General features: G+C 70.6%; 19 protein-coding genes. 13 read left to right on the top strand and 6 right to left on the bottom strand.

The annotated features are described in order from the left end of the window. The first annotated feature begins 150 nt into the window (after positions 1–150). Complete coding sequence (locus ABGB14_RS24000; RefSeq protein ID WP_347646062.1) at positions 151–2163, top strand: glycosyltransferase; 2013 nt, start codon at positions 151–153, stop codon at positions 2161–2163. A gap of 4 nt (positions 2164–2167) precedes the next feature. On the opposite strand, the gene ABGB14_RS23995 is transcribed toward ABGB14_RS24000, so the two are convergent. Beyond that, complete coding sequence (locus ABGB14_RS23995; protein ID WP_347646061.1) at positions 2168–2839, bottom strand: hypothetical protein; 672 nt, start codon at positions 2837–2839, stop codon at positions 2168–2170. A 329-nt stretch (positions 2840–3168) separates the two neighbouring features. On the opposite strand from ABGB14_RS23995, the gene ABGB14_RS23990 reads away from it, so the two are divergent. The 5 genes from ABGB14_RS23990 to ABGB14_RS23970 all read left to right on the top strand — a co-directional run bounded on the left by ABGB14_RS23990 (position 3169) and on the right by ABGB14_RS23970 (position 8620). Then, positions 3169–4770 carry a hypothetical protein gene (locus ABGB14_RS23990; protein ID WP_347646060.1) on the top strand — a complete coding sequence of 534 codons (1602 nt, stop codon included), beginning with the start codon at positions 3169–3171 and terminating at the stop codon, positions 4768–4770. Positions 4771–5192: 422 nt separating this feature from the next. Then, positions 5193–7304 carry an ATP-binding protein gene (locus ABGB14_RS23985; RefSeq protein WP_347646059.1) on the top strand — a complete coding sequence of 704 codons (2112 nt, stop codon included), beginning with the start codon at positions 5193–5195 and terminating at the stop codon, positions 7302–7304. Next, positions 7301–7708: a roadblock/LC7 domain-containing protein gene (locus ABGB14_RS23980; RefSeq protein ID WP_347617457.1), complete on the top strand. Its 408-nt coding sequence runs from the start codon at positions 7301–7303 to the stop codon at positions 7706–7708. Before ABGB14_RS23985 ends, ABGB14_RS23980 begins: the two co-directional genes overlap by 4 nt. Next, positions 7705–8067: a DUF742 domain-containing protein gene (locus ABGB14_RS23975; RefSeq protein WP_347617458.1), complete on the top strand. Its 363-nt coding sequence runs from the start codon at positions 7705–7707 to the stop codon at positions 8065–8067. Before ABGB14_RS23980 ends, ABGB14_RS23975 begins: the two co-directional genes overlap by 4 nt. Continuing rightward, complete coding sequence (locus ABGB14_RS23970) at positions 8048–8620, top strand: ATP/GTP-binding protein (protein ID WP_347646058.1); 573 nt, start codon at positions 8048–8050, stop codon at positions 8618–8620. The genes ABGB14_RS23975 and ABGB14_RS23970 overlap by 20 nt, the downstream gene beginning before the upstream one ends. Before the next feature lie 14 nt (positions 8621–8634). Here ABGB14_RS23970 and ABGB14_RS23965 read toward each other — a convergent pair whose 3' ends face one another. The 5 genes from ABGB14_RS23965 to ABGB14_RS23945 form a co-directional block, all read right to left on the bottom strand. Further along, positions 8635–9012 (bottom strand): DUF742 domain-containing protein, encoded by a 378-nt coding sequence (locus ABGB14_RS23965; RefSeq protein ID WP_347646057.1) that lies wholly within the window; start codon positions 9010–9012, stop codon positions 8635–8637. Continuing rightward, positions 9009–11459, bottom strand: a complete 2451-nt coding sequence (locus tag ABGB14_RS23960) for a nitrate- and nitrite sensing domain-containing protein (RefSeq protein ID WP_347646056.1) — start codon at positions 11457–11459, stop codon at positions 9009–9011. Before ABGB14_RS23960 ends, ABGB14_RS23965 begins: the two co-directional genes overlap by 4 nt. Positions 11460–11515: 56 nt before the next feature. Further along, on the bottom strand, positions 11516–12190 hold the full coding sequence (locus ABGB14_RS23955) for a DUF998 domain-containing protein (protein WP_347646055.1): 675 nt from the start codon (positions 12188–12190) through the stop codon (positions 11516–11518). A 145-nt stretch (positions 12191–12335) separates the two neighbouring features. Then, positions 12336–13751, bottom strand: coding sequence for an FGGY family carbohydrate kinase (locus ABGB14_RS23950; protein ID WP_347646054.1), 1416 nt, complete (start codon positions 13749–13751; stop codon positions 12336–12338). Between the two features lie 169 nt (positions 13752–13920). After that, a complete protein-coding gene (locus tag ABGB14_RS23945) occupies positions 13921–14109 on the bottom strand; it encodes a hypothetical protein (RefSeq protein ID WP_132341854.1) in 189 nt (62 codons plus the stop codon). A 196-nt stretch (positions 14110–14305) separates the two neighbouring features. Between ABGB14_RS23945 and ABGB14_RS23940 the strand changes: the two genes are divergently transcribed. The 7 genes from ABGB14_RS23940 to ABGB14_RS23910 all read left to right on the top strand — a co-directional run bounded on the left by ABGB14_RS23940 (position 14306) and on the right by ABGB14_RS23910 (position 19923). Continuing rightward, positions 14306–14815: a VOC family protein gene (locus tag ABGB14_RS23940; RefSeq protein WP_347646053.1), complete on the top strand. Its 510-nt coding sequence runs from the start codon at positions 14306–14308 to the stop codon at positions 14813–14815. A 69-nt stretch (positions 14816–14884) separates the two neighbouring features. Beyond that, entirely contained in the window at positions 14885–15118 is a 234-nt protein-coding gene (locus ABGB14_RS23935) for a hypothetical protein (RefSeq protein ID WP_347646052.1), read from the top strand. 191 nt (positions 15119–15309) lie between these two features. Then, on the top strand, positions 15310–16467 hold the full coding sequence (locus ABGB14_RS23930; RefSeq protein WP_347646051.1) for an MFS transporter: 1158 nt from the start codon (positions 15310–15312) through the stop codon (positions 16465–16467). Between the two features lie 304 nt (positions 16468–16771). Beyond that, positions 16772–17779, top strand: a complete 1008-nt coding sequence (locus ABGB14_RS23925; RefSeq protein ID WP_347646050.1) for a S1 family peptidase — start codon at positions 16772–16774, stop codon at positions 17777–17779. A gap of 152 nt (positions 17780–17931) precedes the next feature. Beyond that, complete coding sequence (locus tag ABGB14_RS23920; RefSeq protein WP_347646049.1) at positions 17932–18309, top strand: VOC family protein; 378 nt, start codon at positions 17932–17934, stop codon at positions 18307–18309. Between the two features lie 18 nt (positions 18310–18327). Further along, positions 18328–18699 (top strand): VOC family protein, encoded by a 372-nt coding sequence (locus tag ABGB14_RS23915; protein ID WP_347646048.1) that lies wholly within the window; start codon positions 18328–18330, stop codon positions 18697–18699. Positions 18700–18789: 90 nt separating this feature from the next. After that, positions 18790–19923 carry an aspartyl protease family protein gene (locus tag ABGB14_RS23910; protein WP_347646047.1) on the top strand — a complete coding sequence of 378 codons (1134 nt, stop codon included), beginning with the start codon at positions 18790–18792 and terminating at the stop codon, positions 19921–19923. Positions 19924–20104 lie beyond the last annotated feature (181 nt).

Raw genomic sequence — 20104 nt, 5'->3', positions numbered from 1 at the left:
TGGCCATTTCCGCCGTAGCATGATGTACCTCCGCTGAGCGTTAGGCGTCCCACCATGGCCGAAAATCCTCGCGGGGGGCAGGCCCCCCGCGTTCCCCCCGAGAATCTCGGTGCTTCGCACGGATCTTCCCAACACGAACCCTCCGAGTTCGTGTACCAGCGACTCGGCCCCGTCAACTGGCTGCCCGAGGACCGCAAGGTCGTCGAGCGGTACGAGGCGGAGCTGAGAGAGTTGCGGCGGCGGCTGGAGATCGCCGAGGCCAAGGCCGCGTACGCCGGCTGGAAGCTGGAGGCCACGCAGGCCAAGCGCACGTTCAAGCTGGGCGAGGCGCTGGGCACGAAGAGCCCCGGAAAGATCGTCGAGGCGGTCAGGTCGAAGCAGAAGGCCCCCAAGCCGCCCACACCCGTCACCGAGGCCATCGAGGCGGCGAACAACCGGCCGCCGCTGGTCGACGTGCCCGCGGTGAAGTGGCCGGCGGGCCCGGTCAACCGGCCCGACCTGAAGGTCGCGGTGATCCTCGACGACTTCTCCAGGATGGCCTTCCGCTACGAGTGGGACCAGATCGAGTTCGGGCTCAAGGACTGGCCCGAGATCTTCGCGGACAAGCGGCCCGACCTGCTGTTCTGCGAGTCGGCCTGGCACGGCAACCAGGGCCGCTGGCGCTACCAGATGACCGGCACCAACGCTCCCAAGGAGCCGCTGCGCGACCTGGTGGCCTGGTGCAGGCAGGAGGGCATCCCCACGGTCTTCTGGAACAAGGAGGACCCGCCGAACTTCGACTTCTTCATCGACACGGCCAAGCTGTTCGACTACGTGTTCACCTGCGACGGTGACATGTTGCCGAAATATCGCGAAGTTCTCGGACATGACCGGGTGGACGTGCTGCAGTTCGCCGCCCAGCCCCGCGTGCACAACCCCATCCAGCAGCGCCAGGGCCGCCTGCACGACGTGGTGTTCGCCGGGATGTACTTCCGCGACAAGCACCCCGAGCGCCGCGAGCAGATGGAGACCGTGCTCGACCCGATCAGGGAGCTCGGGCTGCACATCTTCGCCCGCAACGGCGAGGTGGACGAGAAGTACGCCTGGCCGGAGAAGTACCGGCCGCACATCGTGGGCGAGCTGCCCTACGACCGGATGCTGGCCGCGTACCGGATGTACAAGGTCTTCCTCAACGTCAACTCGGTGCTGGACTCGCCGACCATGTGCGCCCGCCGCGTCTTCGAGCTGTCGGCCTGCGCCACCCCCGTCGTGTCGGGGTGGTCACGGGCGATCGAGGAGACCTTCGGCGAGCTCGTCCCCATCGCGCGCGAGCCGGTCGAGTCGTACAACCAGGTGCTGCACCTGATCAACAGCCCCGAGCTGCGGGCCAGGACGGGCCACCTGGCGATGCGCGAGGTCTTCGACAAGCACCTGTTCTCCCACCGCGTCGACCAGATCCTCCAGCTCCTCGGGCAGCAGACGCCGGCGAGGTCGCGCTCGATCTCGGTCGTGCTGCCCACCAACCGCGCCGCCCAGATCGAGCACGCGATCTCGTCGGTGGCCCGCCAGATCCACCGGCCGCTCCAGCTCGTCATGGTGCTGCACGGCCTGGACATCGACCCGGTCGTGGTCGCCGACAAGGCCCGCATGGCGGGCATCACCGACGTCGTCGTCCTGCCCGCGGACGCCTCGCTCTCGCTCGGCGCCTGCATGAACCTGGGCATCGCCGCCGCCGAGGGCGACCTGATCGCCAAGATGGACGACGACAACCTCTACGGCGAGCACTATCTGTCGGACCTGGTCAGGGCGTTCGACTACTCCGACGCCGAGCTGGTCGGCAAGGGCGCGCACTACGCCTATTTCGAGGGCATGAACACGACCATGCTGCGCCTGCCCGGTCTGGAGCACCGCTACTCGTTCCTCGTCCAGGGCGGCACGTTCCTCGGCAAGGCCGACATGTTCCGTTCGTACGGCTTCGCGGACATCACCCGCGGCGAGGACACCCAGCTGGTACGGCGGCTGAAGGAGGACTCCGTCAAGATCTACTCGGCGGACCGCTTCAACTTCGTCTACTGGCGCAGCGCGGACGCCTCGATGCACACGTGGCAGGCCGACCACATCAAGCTGACCCGCAACGCGCAGTTCGCCTTCGTCGGCCGCCCTGACGACCACGTGCTCATCTGACCCGTCAGGCGACCTGTTCGAGGTTCTTGTCGGCGAGGCGGGCCAGTTCGTACAGGCCCTGCGCCTTCACCTTCTGGCCGACCACGAGCATGCTCATGACCACGGTGCCCCGCCTGATCATGACGGAGCCGATCTGCGCGTTCTTCTCGCCGCCGGCCGCCGAGGTGAGGTAGGCCCGCGACTCGTCGCCCTTGGGCGGCATCTTCAGCGTCCTGGTCGTGTACGTCACCTGCGTGCCGCCGACGTCGGCCGTGTAGGAGGCGCACTGGCGCGGCAGCGGCTTGGGGAAGGACTCCGACGGCAGCGACACCACCGCCTGCGTGATCGAGCCGCGCTCGGCGGCGAACGCGATCACCGCGGCGGGCGCCCCCGCGATGTCGGGCTGCTCGATGTCGAGCTGCGCCGCGCCCGCGCACTCCGGGCGCTGCAGCTTGGCCTGGCGCAGCGCGGCGATGCCCTGCTGGGTGGACTTGAGCTTGCCGAACGCGCCCAGCTCGGGGCCGTAGGCGACGTGCATGCCGTCGGGCACCGGCAGCAGGGCGGCGCGGAGCTTGGCCGATGCGGCGGACGGCGAGGACGCGGACGCCGAGGCGGCGGGGGCCTGCGGCTCCTCCCCGGAGGAACATCCGGCAAGGGCCAGCATGCCCAGACATATGCCAGAAATGGTCTTAAGCATATACGCTCCAATTCGCTCGCGCGGCATTGTCGAAAACGCTAGAGGAAGCGGAGAGTACGCAGCCGGGCAACGTCGCTATTCGCGGGATTCAATGGTTTCGCGGCTTTTTCCGGTTCCGCGACCCACGTAGGGTGCCGCGATCGTGCTGGTCAGGCACCCGCCACCGCCAGGAGGCTGCCAAGAGGGGCGTGCCGGCCACTTGACTCTCCGGCCTGACATGCCGGACGGGTGACCCGATCAGGCATTCGCCGTAATAGGTCGCGCAAAATGTTTCTCGAACCACTGCGCGGCATGACGCCGCTTTTCACCCGGCTGCTGATGATCGCGCCATGGGCCTGACTCCACGCGACCTCGGGATGAAACAGATCATTTCCCGCCGGGACTTCTTCGACGGCATAGCCGTGAGCGCTCTGGGGAGCCCGGCGGCGGCACGAGTGGCGCATGGCGCCCCTGGGCAGGCTGAGACGCCCCAGAACGCCGCGTACGGGCCGGGCGGCTTCACGGTGCGGGGAGACACCAGTGAGGCGCTCAGCGTGCCGCACGCGCTGCGGGACGGGCGGTTCTGGGCCCACGCGGGCGCGCCGGAGGCGACAGGCGAGCGCTACGACCTCGTGGTGGCCGGCGGCGGGCGCAGCGGGATGAGCGCCGCCACCGCATGGCTGCGGCACGATCCCGGCGCCTCCGTCCTCGTCCTCGACAACCACGACGAGGCCGCGGGGCAGGCCCGGCGCGACGCGCTGCGCCGCAGGACCCGCCAGGGAGCCGAGCGGGGACGGCCCGACGGCGTGATGTGCGACGCGGAGACCTTCGGCGCGGACACGCTGGTCAGGCTCGACTCGCCCGGATGGGCCGGCGAGGCGCCGATCGCCGAGCGGGCCAGGCGCGACCTGCGCATGCTCCACGAGAACCCGCCCGACTGGTTCCCCAGGCTGTCGGCGGAGGAGAAGCAGGAGCGGCTGGCCGCGCTCACGTACTCCGAGTTCCTGCTCCAGGTGTGCGGCGTCCATCCCGACGTCGAGCGGTTCTGCCGGACCATGCCGTGCCGCGAATGGGCCTACGACACCCGGGCCTTCGGCGCGATCGACGCCTGGGGCACCGGCTATCCGGGGTTCGCCGGCCTCGGGCTCGACCGGGACAAACCCTCCCGGCTCAACTCGCCCAGCGTGCGGCAGGAATGGCAGGCCGGCGTCCGAGGCGACCACGTCGCCCCGCCGCCGTCCGACGGCCGGGCGCGGCTGCGGCTGTCCAGCCCGGTGGTGTTCGCGCGCGACGGCGCCCGCGCCGCGACCGTGGGCTACTTCGACGGCCACCAGGTCATGACGGTCGAGGCCGGGGCGGTGATCCTGGCCTGCTGGAGCGCGGTCGTCCCGTACCTGGTGCCCGAACTCCCCGAGGACCAGCGGCGGGCGCTGCGCTCGGCGATCAGGGTGCCGCTGCTGCACGCCACGGTGCAGGTGCGCGACGCGCACGCATGGCGGCGGCTCGGCGTCCGGCGGGTGCGCTGGACGGGCGCGTACTGGTGCTTCTGCGAGCTCGAACCGCCCGCCACCGTGCACCTCCTGGCCGCGCCCTGCCGCTCCGAGCTGGGGCCCGGCGCGGGCGCCGCGGCGGGCAGGCGGGAACTGGTCAGGACGCCGTACGGGCGGCTCGAGCACACCATCCGCGACCAGCTGGCCCGGCTGCTCGGCCCTGCCGGCTTCGACCCCGCGGCGGACATCGAGGCGATCACGGTCGACCGGTGGGGGCACGCGAACACGCCCGAGTACTGCCGGCCCTGGCACCCGTACTATCCCGACGGGCCCTTCCCCGCGGATGTCGCGCGCAGGAGCTTCGGCAGGATCGCGATCGCGGGCTCCGACTCCGCGCCCGTCGGACGCGCCGACGCGGCCGTGTCCGCCGCGCTGCGCGCCGTCGCGGAACTCGGGCGATGACGCCGGTGTCTGGACTGAGGAGAGAGGAAGCGCAGCGACCGAACGACGAGGGAAGACACCGGACCCAAGCGACCGAGCCGCGATCCGCAGGATCGCCATCAACCCGCGAGGGAGCGCCGGTGTCTGGACTGAGGAGAGAGGGAGCGCAGCGACCGAACGACGAGGGAAGACACCGGATCCAAGCGACCGAGCCGCGATCCGCAGGATCGCCATCAACCCGCTTCGGCCCGCCGAGAGCCCAAGATCCCGTCCCAATAATCCCGGTAATGAACGTCTTCCCCCCACTGCGCGGGGACCATAAACGGTGCTAGTCTCCTGTGCGATCTTCCGGAGGTGTATTTACACAAGGTGTGGAAATGCCCCCGACTCGAGGTTGGGACATGGGCTCGCGAAACCGGTCAATTCGGTTCAAGATCTTCTTATTGCTGCTGCTACCCCTCCTGTCTCTGAGCGCGCTGTGGGGTTTCGTGCTCAACCTCACCATGGGCGACACCCAGTCACTGCTCCGGGCGGACACGCTCTACCAGACGATCGGTGTGACCTCCACCGACCTGGGCTTACAGCTGCAGGCCGAACGCGTGCGCTCGATGGAACCGCTCACCGCGCGTGAGCTCTCCGAGGTGCTCGGCAGCCAGCGCTCCCGTACCGACAAGGCCGTCGACGACTTCCGCCGGGCCGTCGACGAGGCCGGCGACGCCGTCGACAGCGACCTGCGCCGCCCCATCGGAAACCTCAACGTCGCCCTCGACCGGCTCGGCCAGATCAGGGCCGGCGTCGACGAGAGCCGCGGCAACCGCCTCACCACGCTCAACGCCTACAACCACGTGCTCGACCGGCTCTTCCTGGTCTACGACCACCTGGTCACGGTCTCCGACCTGGCCATCTACCAGCAGGCCTCCGCGATGCAGGCCATGGGCATGGCCCGGGAGTACATCGCCAGGGAGCACGCCCTCATCGTCGGGACGCGCGGCGCCGAACGGCTCAGCGACGCCGAGGCGGCCGCCTTCACCGAGTACGTCGCCTCCAGGAAGTTCCTGCACGCGCGCGGGCTGGCCGGGCTCGACGTGCGGCTGCGCGAGCCGTACAAGCTGGTCTTCGCCACCGACCCCTTCCTCTCCTTCACCAGCCTGGAGGCGCGCGTCGCCGGATCCGGCGAGCTGCCCGCCGACAACGACCGCTGGCACGAAATCGTCGACCGGCTCACCACCCAGCTCGACGAGATCGGCGCCGAGTCGTCCGCGACCGTGGCCACGCGCGCGGCCGAGGCCGCCACCTCAACCATCGTCAAGATCGCCATCGCGGGCGGCGTCGGTTTGATCGCGGTGCTCGCGTCAATCATCATCTCTGTACGCTTCGGTCGCCGCCTGGCCGGCGAGCTGGGCGGGCTGCGTTCGGCCGCGGTCGAGCTGTCGCAGACCCGGCTGCCCGAGATCGTGGCGAGGCTGCGCAGGGGCGAGGACGTCGACGTACGGAAGGAAACGAAGGCGATCAAGGTGAGCGGTTCCGCTGAGATCACCGACGTGGCCAGGGCCTTCGGCTCCGTGCAGCGCACCGCCGTCAACGCAGCGGTCGGCCAGGCCTCGCTGCGGCGCGGCGTCGGCCAGGTCTTCCTCAACCTCGCCCGCCGCAAGCAGGGCCTGCTGCACCGCCAGCTCGCGCTCCTCGACGGCATGCAGCGCCGCACGCACGACCCCGACCGGCTGGAAGAGCTCTTCCGGCTCGACCACCTGACCACCCGCATGCGCCGCCACGCGGAGAGCCTGATGGTGCTGTCGGGCGCCGAGCCAGGAAGGGCCTGGCGCAAGCCGGTGTCCGTGATCGACATCGTCAGGGCCGCGGTCGCCGAGGTCGAGGACTACACCAGGGTCGCCGTGGAGGCGATGCCGGTCGGCGCGGTCGACGGCACCACAGCGGCCGACATCACCCACCTGGTGGCCGAGCTGGTCGAGAACGCCACCATCTACTCGCCGCCCGACACCACGGTCCGGGTGAGCGGCGACATGGTGAGCAACGGCTACGCCATCGAGGTGGAGGACAAAGGCCTCGGGCTGTCGGCCGGCGAATACGCCCAGTTCAACGCGCTGCTGGCCGCGCCACCCGAGTTCGACCTGGCCGACAGCGACAGGCTCGGCCTGTTCGTGGTGGCCAGGCTGGCCGAACGGCACGGGATCCAGGTGCTGCTGCGACGCTCGCCCTTCGGCGGCACGACGGCCATCGTGCTCGTGCCGCGGACGCTGGTGTCCGACCAGGCGACACTGGAGGCGGGCGGCGGCGACGGCAAGGCCGCCCTGCCGAGCCGTACGAGAAAGAAGGCGCTCGCGGTCGTGACCTCGGGCACCCACGCCGGGCTGCCCAGGCGAGTGCGTCAGGCCAAGCTGGCGCCGCAGCTCAAGCAACAACCGCCTGAGCCGGAGCCGCAGGCCGAACGCTCTCCCGAAGAGGTACGCGACCTGTTCTCCGCGTTCCAGCGGGGAACGCAACGCGCCCGAGAAGAAGCCTCTGAGGAGGGGCCCATGAGTAAGGGGGATGCATGAGTGTGCCGGCCACCAACACCGGTGAACTGAACTGGCTGCTGGACGACCTCGCGACGAGGGTCGCCGCGGTCCGCCAGGCGGTCATCCTGTCGACGGACGGGCTGGCGGTGGGTTATTCCAGCGCGCTGACCCGTGACGACGCCGAGCACCTGTCAGCGGTCGCGGCCGGGTTCCAGAGCCTGGCCCGCGGCACCGGGCGGCATTTCGGCGGCGGCGACGTGCGCCAGACCATCGTGGAGATGGAGAGCGCGTTCATGTTCGTCACCGCGGCCGGACAGGGCACCTGCCTGGCCGTCATCGCCGATGCCAGCGTGGACGTCGGCCACATCGCCTACGAGATGGCGATGCTGGTCAAGCGGGTGGGTCAGCACATCAGCACCAACCCACGCGCTGGAGCGTCATGAGCGATAGCCCGCAGTGGTTCGATGAGGAGGCGGGGCCGATCGTCCGGCCCTATGCTCTCATCCGCGGTCGCACGCACTCCTCCGGAGACACGTTCGACCTCGTGGCCACCGTGCGCGTCATCGGCGACCCGCCTGACGAGCTCGGCCCAGAACAGCAACTGATCCTGCGGGCAGCGCGAAACCCGATCTCGGTGGCGGACCTGGCCGTCGAGATCGACCTGCCCGTCGGCGTCGTCCGGGTCATGCTCGGCGACCTGCGTGACAACGGCCTCATCTCGGTGACGTCGCCCTCGGCTGGAGGGGCGCGCTCGAACGAGCGCATTCTCAAGGAAGTGATCAATGGACTCCGTGCTCTCTGAGGACCCCGTCGCGCTCAAGATTCTTGTCGCGGGGGGGTTCGGCGTCGGCAAGACCACACTGGTCGGGTCGATCAGCGAGATCAAGCCGCTGCGCACGGAGGAGGTGCTCTCCGACCGCGGGATCGGCGTCGACGACCTCGACGGGGTGGAGGCCAAGTCCACCACCACCGTCGCGATGGACTTCGGTCGCATCACGATCCGCGACGGGCTCGTGGTGTACCTGTTCGGAACGCCGGGCCAGGAGCGGTTCTGGTTCATGTGGGACGAGCTGTCCCACGGCGCGCTGGGCGCGGTCGTGATCGCCGACACCAGGCGGCTGACCGACTGCTTCCCGTCCGTCGACTACTTCGAGCAGCGCGGCACGCCGTTCGTGGTGGCCGTCAACTGCTTCGACGGCGCCGCCCGGCACAGCGTCGACGACGTGCGCATCGCGCTCGACCTCGAGGACGACGTACCGGTGATGCTCTGCGACGTGCGGCGGCGCACCTCCGCCAAGGAGGTCATGATCACCCTGGTCGAGCACTCCTTGCGGACCCTCGCCTCGGCGAACTGACGCGCGGGCCCCGGCTACAGGGCACGCAGGCCGTTGATCACCTCTCGGAGCAACGACTCCGAGGGGGCGGCGGCCTTGTCGCGCGGCGGGCGTACGGTCACCAGGCCGTGGTCGAGCAGGTCTCCCAGCAGCACCCGCACCACGGCGACCGGCAGGCCGAGGGTCGAGGCGACCTCGGCGACGGGCTTCGACTGCCCCGCCACGCAGGTCAGCAGCCGGCGGTGCTGGGAGCCGAGTTCCGCCTTGGCGGGCGCGGGCAGGCCCGTCGAGGCGACGGTCGCCAGCAGGTCGAGCGCCGACGACGACGTGGGCCTGGTGCGCCCGCGGGTGACCGCGTACGGCCGGACGACCGGCCCCGCCTCCTCGTCGACCCACTCGTGCTCGCGACTCACGATCCAGATCCCCCATCCTGCTCGCTGTCCTGCCGCCCGCGCTGCCAGCCGGACTGGAGCGAGGAGAGCAGCGCTCTGGCCTCCTCAGGTGAGCGCTCCGCGACCGGCTGCTCGGCGGGCGGCGCCTCCTTGAGCCGCTGCGGCAGGTTCGCCTGCCGCTCGCGCCGCGGCAACCCCGTCTCCCGTTCCCGCTGGGGCAGGCCCGTCGTCCGCTCGCGCCTCGGAAGCCCCGCGTCCCGCTCGCGCTGCGGCAGCCCTGTCTCCCTTTCCCGCTGCGGCAGCCCTGTCTCCCGCTCGCGCTGCGGCGGCTCGGCCGGCTCGGGGTCCTGCCGCTGTGGCAACGCCGTCGGGCCGCCCTGGAGTTGCTGCGGCACCGCCGTACGACCGTTCCCCTGGGATTGTTGCGGCACCACCGTGCGAGCGTTCCCCTGACCCTGCTGCGGCACCGCCGCGGGGCCGCCCCCCACCGCCCGTCTGCTGGTACGGATCCGGCGCGGCAGCTCGCCCGGCCCGGTCGGCTCCTCCCTGACGACCGACACGGAGACGGGCTCGAAGTCCATCGGCTGCACGGGCGTGGGGATGGGCTCGACCAGCGAACCGGGCACCAGCACGATGGCGGTGGTGCCGCCGTACGGTGAGGGTTTGACCGTGACCTTGACGCCGTGCCTGGCGGCGAGCATCGCGACCACCGCGAACCCGAGCCGTTCGGTCTGCGCGGGGTCGAACTCCGGCGCGCTGGCCAGGCGCTCGTTGATGGCCCTGCGGGTGTGCTCGTCCATGCCCAGGCCGCGGTCCTCGATCTCGACCGCGAAGCCCTTGCCGACCATCTCGCCGCGCACGGAGACCTCGTTGCCGGGGGAGGAGAACGAGGTGCCGTTCTCGATCAGCTCGGCGAACAGGTGCATCAGGTCGGCCACCGCGGCGCCGGAGACGCCGCACTCGGCCATCGGGTAGACGCGAACGCGGGTGTACTCCTCGACCTGGGCGGCCGCGCCGCTCAGCACGTCCTCCATCGGGATGACGCCGCGCCACCTGCGGCCCGCCGAGCCGCCGGACAGCAGCACGAGGCCCTCGGCGTGGCGGCGCATGCGGGTGGTGAGATGGTCGAGCCTGAACAGCCGTTCCAGGGCCTCGGGCTCCTCCGTCTGCCGCTGCATCTCGTCCAGCAGCCGGAGCTGGCGCTGGAGCAACGACTGGCTGCGCCTGGCCAGGTTGCGCAGCGCCTCCGACACGCCCTCGCGCAGCCTGGCCTGCTCGACGGCGGCGTCCACGGCCGTGCTCTGGACGCTGTCGAACGCCGCCGCGAGGTCGCTGACCTCGCTGGTCGAGTTCTCGCTCACCCTGATCGGCGGGGCCTCGGTCGCGATGTCGACGCTCTCGCCCTTGCTCAGCTTCGACACGACCTCGGGCAGCCTGATCTCCGCCAGGTCGAGCGCCGTGCGGCGCAGCGCGGCCAGCTCGCGGGTGATGCGGCGGCCGACCCTGATCGAGACGACGACGGAGAACACGACCGCGATCAGGCCGAGCGCGCCGGCGACGCCGGCCTGCACCAGGACGGACACGCCCGCGGGCTCCATCCTGGCGAGCAGCTTGTCGCCGGTGGTGCCGATGGCCTCCCGATATTCGGCCTGCACCTGATCGGCGATGCCGCGCCAGAGCTGCATGTCCACCCGCTGGCCGCCGATGTAGCCCTCCAGGAGGTTCTCCATCGTGACGTATCGGGGCGAGTAGTACAGCTTCTCGAACGGCGCCCGCAGCTCGGTGTCGAGGTTGGCCAGGGCCTGGGGATACAGGTACGTCCTGGCCCCGTCGATTCCGGCCAGCATGTGCGTCTCGTGCATGGTGGCGCGGCCGTTCGTGGCCACGATCAGCGCGTGCTCACGGCTCAGCAGCTCGCGCGCCTGGTCGGCGGTGATCAGGCCCTGCCCCTGCAGGGACAGCTCCAGGTCGGTGCTGACCACCAGCCTGGAGTACAGCAGGTGGATCTCGTCGGAGACCTTCGAGTATTCCGTGACGAGGTTGCCGGCGACGAACCTACGGTCGTCGACCTTCTTCCTGATGTCGGGCAGCCGGTCGGCCTCCGCGAGCACGGTCTGGAGCTGGGTCCGCATGTCCGGGGTGAGGACGTCCTGGGTGTCCTGCGCCATCGCTCCGTCGCGCAGCTCCTTCCTGGCCACGTCGACCTTCTCCCGAGCCTGCGCCAGCGCCTTCGGATCCTGCACCGCGCCCGCGAGCCGCTCGGCCGAGGCCAGTCGCTCGGCCTGCAGGCCGGACACCAGGGCGTCGGCCCTGTTGATGACACCGGTCCAGATGGTCTCGACCTTGAGCAGGCTGAGCGCCTCTCCCGACGTTGTGCTCGCGGCGAAGCCCCAGAGCGCGATCAGGGAGACCAAGGGGATGACGAGCAGCGTCGAGATCTTGAATCTGATGGATCTGCCCGATGCCATGACACCTGCTCCCGGATAGAAGATCGCGGGAGAGAATAGCACCGAAACAGATGCTTTTAAGATCGACTAGCGATAAATCTGTGATATGTCGGGAAATTGACGGCCTTTGCGGCGGCCGGACGCCAGGCCAGCCACGCCAGCCACCCCGCGAGCACCGCCAGCAACGACACCTCCGCGGCCAGCAGCAACCGCTCCACCAACCCGATCATCACCCGCTCGCCCGGCAGCGCCACGTAGGTGATCGCCAGCAGCCCGAACCCGCCCGCCAGCGCCACCCACTCCACAGCCCGCGCGACGGGCTTCCACGCCGCGTGCGCGGTCAGCCGGGGCACCAGCAGCGCGCCCGCGGCCGGCAGGCTCACGAACGCCGCGACCGACGCGTACCTGTGGATCTGCGCCGCGAGATCCGGATCCTGGCCGATGGGTGTGGTCGGGATGATCGCCGCCACGATCAGCGCTCCCGACCACACCATCAGCAACCGCCCGGGCATCCCCCGCACGGGCGCCCCCGCGGACCGCAGCCCCGCCAGCAACACCAGAGACCCGACCCCGAGAACCGCCATCGCCATCTCCGTCACGCCCCCGCGGTCGGACACGGCGAACTCGCTCACGGTCACGTTCATGGGGTCGAGGTAGGGGGCCGAACCGAACTGGCCGGCCACCACGGCGACCACCGAGAACAGGATCGAGGCGCAGGCGATCAGGGGGTAGAGCCTCTTTGCTGCGGTCATAGGCCCTACCCTGCCCCTGGCGACCGCTCCCCCGCATCAGGCCCCGCCCCCGACCCGACCCTGACCCGTCCCTGAGTCCTCATCTGTGGGCAGGGCGCGCGCCCGTGCCGCCACGCGGCGCGGAGCCGGCGCGGCGGGGCCGGCGTCAGTCGAGGATGTGCGCGGTCGCGCGGGCGTAGCGGTGGCGGATCTCCTGCACCGCCTGACCTTCGTACGTCTGGGTGTCCCCCGAGCGCCAGTCGGGGGTGGTGACCAGGGTGGCGGCCTGGTGGGCGGCGCCGTCGGCGACGTATTCGGCGGGTGGCGGCACCGCGATCGGCACGCCGAAGATCGTGGGGGCGATGCGGCGGACCGCCTCCGAGCGGGCCGCGCCCCCGATCAGCAGCACCCGTTCCGGCCGCAGGCCGAGCGCGTCGTGCGCGTCGGCCAGCCCGCACAACATGCCTTCGACGGCGGCCCTGGCCAGGTGGGCGGGGGTGGCGGTGGACAGGGTAAGCCCGTGGATCGACCCCGTCGCGGTGGGCCGGTTGGGGGTGCGCTCGCCTTCGAGGTAGGGGACCAGCGTGAGCCCTTCGGCCCCCGGCGGCGCCTGGAGGGCGAGGTCGCTCAGCTCGTCGAGCGAGACGCCGGCGATGCGGGCGGCGGCGTCCATGACGCGGGCGGCGTTGAGCGTGCACACCAGCGGCAGGAAGCGCCCCGTCGCGTCGGCGAACCCGGCGACCGCGCCGGTGGGGTCGGCGCTGGGTGTCTCGGCGACCGCGAACACGGTGCCGGACGTGCCGAGCGACACCACGACGTCGCCGGGCCGGGCGCCGACGCCGAGCGCAGCCGCCATGTTGTCGCCGGTGCCCGGCGCGATCAGCACGCGCCCGGAACCCGGCGCCGCCTCCTGCGGCCCGAGCACCTTGGGCAGGTGCGGGACGGTGCCGAGTGCGGTCTTCAGCAGGTCGGTGCGGTAGGCGCCGGTCGCGGGGGACCAGTAGCCGGTGCCGGAGGCGTCGCCGCGGTCGGTGGCGAGCTGGTCGAGGGGCGGCGTGGGGGCCTCGCGCCAGGCCCGCGCGTCGAAGGGGCCGGAGGCGAGGGCGCCGGCCAGGCGCCAGGTGAGCCAGTCGTGCGGCAGGCACACCGCCGCCGTGCGCTGGACGCCGGCCGGCTCGTGCTCGGCCAGCCAGCGCAGCTTGGTCACGGTGAACGACGCCACGGGCACCGAACCCACCGCGTCGGCCCATGCCTGCGGGCCGCCCAGCTCGGTGACCAGGTCGGCGGCGGCCCGGGCGGAGCGGGTGTCGTTCCACAGGAGGGCGTCGCGGACGACGTCGCCCGAGGCGTCGAGGCAGACCATGCCGTGCTGCTGGCCGGCCACGCTGACGGCGGCCACGTCGTCGAGCCCGCCGGCCTCCTCGATGGCCTGCAGTAATGCGGCCCACCAGTGTGACGGGTGGACCTCGGTGCCGTCGGGGTGCGGGGCCCGGCCCTGCCGGACCAGCGCGCCCGTCTCGGCGTCGCGGATGACGACCTTGCAACTCTGCGTGGAGGAATCGACCCCTGCGACCAGCGTCACCCGCGTACTCCTAACACGTGTTCCAGCGCCAAACTGGTTGAGATGGGGGGAATGCTACCCGCGCCCGGCGGGGACGCGGGTGACCAGGGCGTCCGCAGCCGTCCGGGAGATGCGCCCGTCGGCGCGGTCGGCTCGCCCATGTCTCGATGCTCCCCCCGCGATCAGGTGTTCACAAGCCCGACGGGTCGCGGCCCACGCTGATCTCCTCGGCGATCCTGCGGATCTCCGTCACCTCGAGGCCGGGAGCCTTGGGCAGGTCGCGCAGCAGCGCGTCCATCACCACGGGCACGGGCTGGCCTGCGAGCCTGCCCGCGATGCCGTGGACCGCCCTGAACAGCGCCTCTTCGGTGTCGTGCATCGGCAATCTCCTCGGTTCGGGTACCCGGAGAACGGTACGGCCTCTGTCCGACAGTTGCGCGCCACACCCCGCCCGCGTGTTCCCCGCCGCCGATGGGCCCCGGCAGGCCCCACCGGCCGTCGCTCGGCGGCAGCGGGGCTCTCCAAGTGGTTGAATTCTCATACATTTGAGGTGGCTCCATCGAAAGGGGTACACCATGCCGGTTCAGCGGCTCAACCACGCGGTCCTCTACGTGCGCGACATGGAGCGCAGCGTCGCCTTCTACCGTGAAGCCCTCGGTTTCGAGGTCGTCATGAGCCTGCCGGGCGCCGCCTTCCTGCAGGCCCCCGGCTCGACGAACGACCACGACCTGGGCCTGTTCGAGATCGGCGGCGACGCGGCCCCCTCACCGGCGGGCCGCACCTCGGTCGGCCTCTACCACCTGGCCTGGGAGGTCGACACCCTCGACGAGCTCGATCGCATCGCCGCCAGGCTGCGCGAGCTCGGCGCGCTGGTCGGCGCCTCCGACCACGGCACCACCAAGGCGCTCTACGCGAAGGACCCCGACGGGCTGGAGTTCGAGGTGTCGTGGCTGGTGCCCGCGGCGTTGCTGACCGACGAGGTGCTCGCCGCCCGCTCCAGCATCCGCCCGCTCGACCTGAGCGCCGACAAGGAGCGGTACGGCGCACGGACCCGAGGCGGCGTGGGCGTGTCCGTCCCGGCCTGAAGTACCGTGGTGATGACGGCTCCTTCGCCACGGAGCGATTCCACCGGGTGACTTCCAGGGGAAACGGCCATGCCAAGCGATCCTGACCATGTGCTCGACGCGATCGACGGCGTAGTCGACGAGTGGGAGACGCTGAGCGCCGACGCCATGCGCTGGGCGCCTCCCGAGAGCAAGAGTCCCGACCTCATGACCGAGGTGACCGAGATCTTCGGCCCGCTGGTCAACGCGTTCACGGAGGTGCTGCGGCCCGTCGGCGACGCGTTCGAACGGGTCCTGCAGTCGTTCGACGACGACGACCGCTGACGCGACCCCCTCCACCGGCAGGCCCGTCCGCTCGGCCTGGTGTCGCGGAGGGGTGGACGGTGACAGAGGGTGCACTAGACTGGCTCGCATGATCTGGCGACATTGATCCATAACCAGGGGCCGGCGCGGGGCGCGCGGGCCTCCGAGGCGACAAGCACTCGGAGTCCCTACTCGTCCCCCTGGAAGGCCTCATGCTTGTCGCATCACTCTACGTCTACGCGTTCCTCGGCGAATTCCTGCTGATCTACCCGGTCTACACGCTGCTGTTCATCGACACCGGGTTGTCCGTGGCCGAGACCTCGTCCCTGTTCGTCATCTGGTCGGCGACGGGCATGGTGCTCGAGATCCCGTCCGGTGCCTGGGCCGACCGGCTGTCCAGGCGCGTCACCCTGTTCCTCGGGCCGCTGCTGGCCGGGCTGGGTTTCACCCTGTGGTTGGTCTTCCCTTCCTACTGGGCGTTCGCGCTCGGCTTCGTGTTGTGGGGCGCCGAGGGGGCGCTGGTTTCCGGCGCGTTCGAGGCCCTCTCCTACGAGGAGCTGGAGCGCCGCGGCCAGGCGCACCGTTACACCGCCGTCATGGGCCGGGCCACCGCCGTGGGCACCGTCGCCGCCGCGGCGGCGATCGGCCTGGCCACGCCCGTTCTCGCGGCCGGCGGCTATCCGGCCGTGGGCGTCGCCAGCGTGCTGGCCTGCGTCCTGTGCGCGGCCACGGCGCTCACCCTGCCCGAGCACCGCACGCGCGGCGACGGCGCTGAGGAGGGTTACCTGGCGATCCTGAAGGCCGGCCTGACGGAGGTCCGCACGGATCGCCGGGTCCTGCGCGCTGTGCTGCTGGTCGCCTTCGTGACGGCGATCTGGGGAGCGCTGGAGGAGTACGTCCCCTACCTCGCGATCGAGGCGGGCGTGACCAAGGCCGTGATCCCGATGCTCATCCTCCTGACCTGGGTCGGCGCCACGGCGGGCGGCCTGCTGGCCGGACGCGCCCGGCACATGCCGCCCCGCGCGTACGCCCTGACCCTCGCCCTCGCGGCGCTGGCCATGGCGGCGGGGGCGGTGAGCGGGCACCCGGCCGGGTTCGTGCTGATCGCCCTGGCCTTCGGGGCGTTCCAGCTGGCCGGGGTGGTGGCGGACGCGCGGATGCAGGAGCAGATCACCGGCACGGCCAGGGCCACCGTGACGTCGGTCGCCGGTCTGGGCATGAACGTGGTCACGCTCGCCGTGTACGCCGCGTACGGGGCGACGTCGTCGTACGTGTCGAACGGCCTGACGTTCGCCCTCATGGTGGTGCCGTACGCGTTCATCGCCCTGGTGACGGCGCGCTCGACGGCGCTCGCCCCGGCGCGCCGGTGACCGGGGCCGTTCCCCGGCGGCGGCCCTGCTCGCCGCCGGGGACGGCCTTATGGGCGGAGGGCCGCCGGTTCGGGCCCACGGCCGAAACCGCGGATATAACACCGAAATAGGGCCTGTTTGACATCTGACGAGAAGCGTTAACCTCCGTTAACTTGACAGCACCCCCAACCGAGGAGTGCTCATGTTGAGTAAACGCGGTGCGGTGGCAGGATCCATCATCCTCGCCGCCTGCCTGGCCACCCCCCTCAGCCCAGCGTTCGCTGAGCCGGCACCGCAATCAGCTCCCCCCTCCGCGCCTCCCCCCGTGATCGACGCACTCGAACGCGACCTCGGCCTTTCCGAGGAGCAGGTCATCACCCGGCTCGCCAACGAGCAGCGCGCCGCGGCCACCGAGGCCTCGCTCAGCGGCAAGCTGGGTGCCGACTCGTTCGGCGGCGCCTGGCTCAACAAGGACGCCTCCAAGCTCATGGTCGCCACCACCGACGCCGCCGAGACCGCCGCCATCGAGGAGCAGGGCGCGCAGCCCGTCGTCGTCAAGCGCACGCTGGCCGAGCTCGAGGGGATCGTTCAGGAGATCGACCAGGCTCCGGAGACCGCCAGGTCCGGTGCCGCCCTCTGGTACGTGGACGTGACCGCCAACAACGTCTCCGTCCAGGCCTCCACGGTGGAGGCCGCGCAGGCCCTCGCCGACGCCGCGGGCGTCGACAAGGAGGCGCTGACCGTGTCGGCGACGACTGAGCAGCCGAAGCCGTTCATCAACATCATCGGCGGGTCGGCCTACTACATCGGCTCGAGCCGCTGCAGTGTCGGCTTCTCGGTCACGCGAGGCAGCACCCCCGGCTTCGTCACCGCCGGGCACTGCGGCCGGGCCGGCTCCAGGACCACCAACCCGACCGGCACCTTCCAGGGCTCGTCCTTCCCTGGCAACGACTACGCCTGGGTCGCCGCGCCCGGCAACACCCCGCAGCCGTTGGTGCGCGGCTCCGGCGGCTCGACCGTGACCGTACGCGGCTCCTCGCAGGCCTCCGTCGGCTCCTCCATCTGCCGCTCCGGCTCCACCACCGGCTGGCGCTGCGGCACCATCCAGCAGCACAACGCCAGCGTCACCTACCCGCAGGGCACGGTACGCGGCCTCACCCGCACGTCCGCCTGTGCCGAGCCCGGCGACTCCGGCGGCTCGTTCATCTCCGGCAACCAGGCCCAGGGCGTGACGTCCGGCGGCTCGGGCAACTGCAGTTTCGGTGGCACGACGTACCACCAGCCGGTCAATGAGATCCTCAGCGTGTACGGGCTCACGCTCCGCACCGGCTGACCTTCCCGCGAACACGCGCAGCGCGCCCGCCGCCGCGGGCGCGCTGCGCCTTTCTGGTCCGTGCGCAGGACCGTCGCGGCGGCGGCGATGAGTTTCTGGCGGCGGGCCGGTCTGTCGTGGTGTAAGGCACATCGACGACAGAGGAGTGGGCCATGAGGCGACCCGTTCTCGACAGCATGCTGCTCGCGAGCACCGATCCCGACCGGCTGCGCGACTGGTACGCCGCGGCGCTGGAGCCGGAGGAGAAGACCGACGTCGGCGTGATCCGGGTGCTGAAGTACGGCGGCTTCCATCTGCTGATCGACACGCGGGCGGACATCGCGGACAAGAATGCCGAGCCCGGCAGGGTGATACTGAACTTCGACGTGGCCGATGCCCGCGCCGTGGTCGCCCGGATGGAGAGTCTGGGAGTTTCGTGGCTGGCCGAGCTGGAGGACCGCGACGGCAGCCTGTTCGCCACCGCGATCGATCCCGACGGCAACTACGTCCAGATCATCCAGCTCAGCGAGGCGCACCGCGCGGCGATGTGACGAGAGGGGGCGGTTATCGTGTTCGGCACGACGAAGGCGTTCAGCGGTTTCTCCGTGAATGACGTCGCGGCAGCGAGAAGTTTCTACGGCGGCACGCTCGGGCTCCGGGTTTCGGAGGAGCACGGAATGCTGACGCTGCACATCGAGGGCGGCAACGGCGTCCTGGTATATCCGAAGGGCGACGCCCACACGCCGGCCTCGTTCACGGTTCTCAACTTCCCGGTCGAGGACATCGACAAGGCGGTGGAGGAGCTCGCGGCGCGGGGAGTGCGTTTCGAGCGTTACGAGGGCATGCCGATGGACGAGAAGGGGGTTTTCCGCGCGGAGGGCCCGCCGATCGCGTGGTTCAGGGATCCGGCGGGCAACGTCCTGTCGGTCATTCAGATCTAGGCCTCGCGCGGGGGCGCCCCAAGGGTGCCCCCGCCGCCGGAAACGCCCTGGAAACACGCCGCCTGGTCTCCTGGTCTGACCATGCCGACCTTGCTTGACAGCCTGTTCCGCGCCGGCCATTTCGCGCAGGCTCGCCGCGGCTACGCGGACATCCTGCGCACCGACCCGGGTGATGCCCACGCCAACGCGCAGATCGGCCGCATCGCCCTGCTGTCGAACGCGTTCATCACCGCCGAGAAGTATCTGGCCAGAGCCGTGGAGCTGGCCCCCGGCGACGACGTGCTCAAGGAGCTGCTGGCGGACTGCTACGCACGCCAGTACAAGCTTGCCCGAGCCGTCCCGATGCTCAGGGCCGCCGGGAGGGACGCGGTCGCCGCGCAGTACGCCGCCGCCGGCGACACCCCGTTCGACCTGTACGGCCCGCGCAGCACCAAGCTGGTCTTCCAGCAACTGGACCCGCTGCCCACCGTGGAGGCGTCGGTCAACGGGTCGGAGCCGATGAGGTTCCTGCTGGACACGGTGGCGGAGCCGCTCCTCACCATGGAGGCGGCCGAGCGGGCGCGCCTGCGCGCGGTGGCCTCCACCCGTGCCAGGGACGGCACGGAGACGCATCTCGGCGTCGCGAGATCCTTCCGGCTGGGATCGATCGAGGTGCGCAACGTACCCGTCGTCTGGCGCGATGCCGACGTGTCCGCGTCCGGCACCATCGGGATGAGCGTCTTCTCCCGTTTCCTCACCACGATCGACTACGTCCGCCAGGCCCTCGTCCTGCGCCGCAGGTCGCAGCTGCGGGCGTTCAGGGCGGAGTCGGCGCGGCATGACGCGGAGATCCTGCCGCTGTGGCTGGCGGGCGGGCGTTTCCCGTGCACGGTGGGCAGCGTCAACGGCCACGGCCCGCGCCTGGTCTGCCTGTCCACGGGCGAGCCCGGCGTCGGGGTGACCACCTCGGAGAAGTTCGCCACGCTCTGTGGCCTGAAGTTCGAGACCCCTCGTACGGGGAGCGGCGGCGGCCCGTGCTATCCGATCGTCGCGGACCAGGTGGCGCTCGGCGCCGCGACGGGCCGCGGGATTCCGGGGGTCGTGGGGCCGTTGTTCGACGACCGTCTGGGATTCGACACGATCGCGACCTTCGGCCACGAGTTCCTCAAGCGTTTCGCCGTCACGTTCGACTTCACCGGCATGGGCCTCTACGTCACCGGCCCGCCCGGGGCACAGTCGCGTTGAATAACTACTTATGAGGTTTAAATCCCTTATATGGCAAAAGTTTAGTTCTATGCCTTTTGTGCCTTTTGGGGTAAATGCAACTCCGACATGCTCAACGACCTCCGACACTGGTAGTGGAGACCCGGGTCGCGAACCCGGGCACCTCGACGCCGTGCCGGGGCCCCGCCCCGCACGGCGCCAC

This window comes from Nonomuraea sp. B10E15 (genome assembly GCF_039871615.1).
Taxonomy (GTDB): domain Bacteria; phylum Actinomycetota; class Actinomycetes; order Streptosporangiales; family Streptosporangiaceae; genus Nonomuraea.
This window is presented reverse-complemented; position numbering and strand designations above follow the sequence as displayed.

What these genes read in the sequence shown, in the direction of transcription:
- ABGB14_RS23980 (WP_347617457.1), top strand. Translation starts at nt 7,301, where the DNA reads ATGAGTGTGCCGGCCACCAACACCGGTGAACTGAACTGGCTGCTGGAC.
- ABGB14_RS23975 (WP_347617458.1), top strand. Translation starts at nt 7,705, where the DNA reads ATGAGCGATAGCCCGCAGTGGTTCGATGAGGAGGCGGGGCCGATCGTC.
- ABGB14_RS23940 (WP_347646053.1), top strand. Translation starts at nt 14,306, where the DNA reads ATGCCGGTTCAGCGGCTCAACCACGCGGTCCTCTACGTGCGCGACATG.
- ABGB14_RS23970 (WP_347646058.1), top strand. Translation starts at nt 8,048, where the DNA reads ATGGACTCCGTGCTCTCTGAGGACCCCGTCGCGCTCAAGATTCTTGTC.
- ABGB14_RS23935 (WP_347646052.1), top strand. Translation starts at nt 14,885, where the DNA reads ATGCCAAGCGATCCTGACCATGTGCTCGACGCGATCGACGGCGTAGTC.
- ABGB14_RS23960 (WP_347646056.1), bottom strand. Translation starts at nt 11,459, where the DNA reads ATGGCATCGGGCAGATCCATCAGATTCAAGATCTCGACGCTGCTCGTC.
- ABGB14_RS23930 (WP_347646051.1), top strand. Translation starts at nt 15,310, where the DNA reads ATGCTTGTCGCATCACTCTACGTCTACGCGTTCCTCGGCGAATTCCTG.
- ABGB14_RS23990 (WP_347646060.1), top strand. Translation starts at nt 3,169, where the DNA reads ATGGGCCTGACTCCACGCGACCTCGGGATGAAACAGATCATTTCCCGC.
- ABGB14_RS23920 (WP_347646049.1), top strand. Translation starts at nt 17,932, where the DNA reads ATGAGGCGACCCGTTCTCGACAGCATGCTGCTCGCGAGCACCGATCCC.
- ABGB14_RS23945 (WP_132341854.1), bottom strand. Translation starts at nt 14,109, where the DNA reads ATGCACGACACCGAAGAGGCGCTGTTCAGGGCGGTCCACGGCATCGCG.
- ABGB14_RS23995 (WP_347646061.1), bottom strand. Translation starts at nt 2,839, where the DNA reads ATGCTTAAGACCATTTCTGGCATATGTCTGGGCATGCTGGCCCTTGCC.
- ABGB14_RS23955 (WP_347646055.1), bottom strand. Translation starts at nt 12,190, where the DNA reads ATGACCGCAGCAAAGAGGCTCTACCCCCTGATCGCCTGCGCCTCGATC.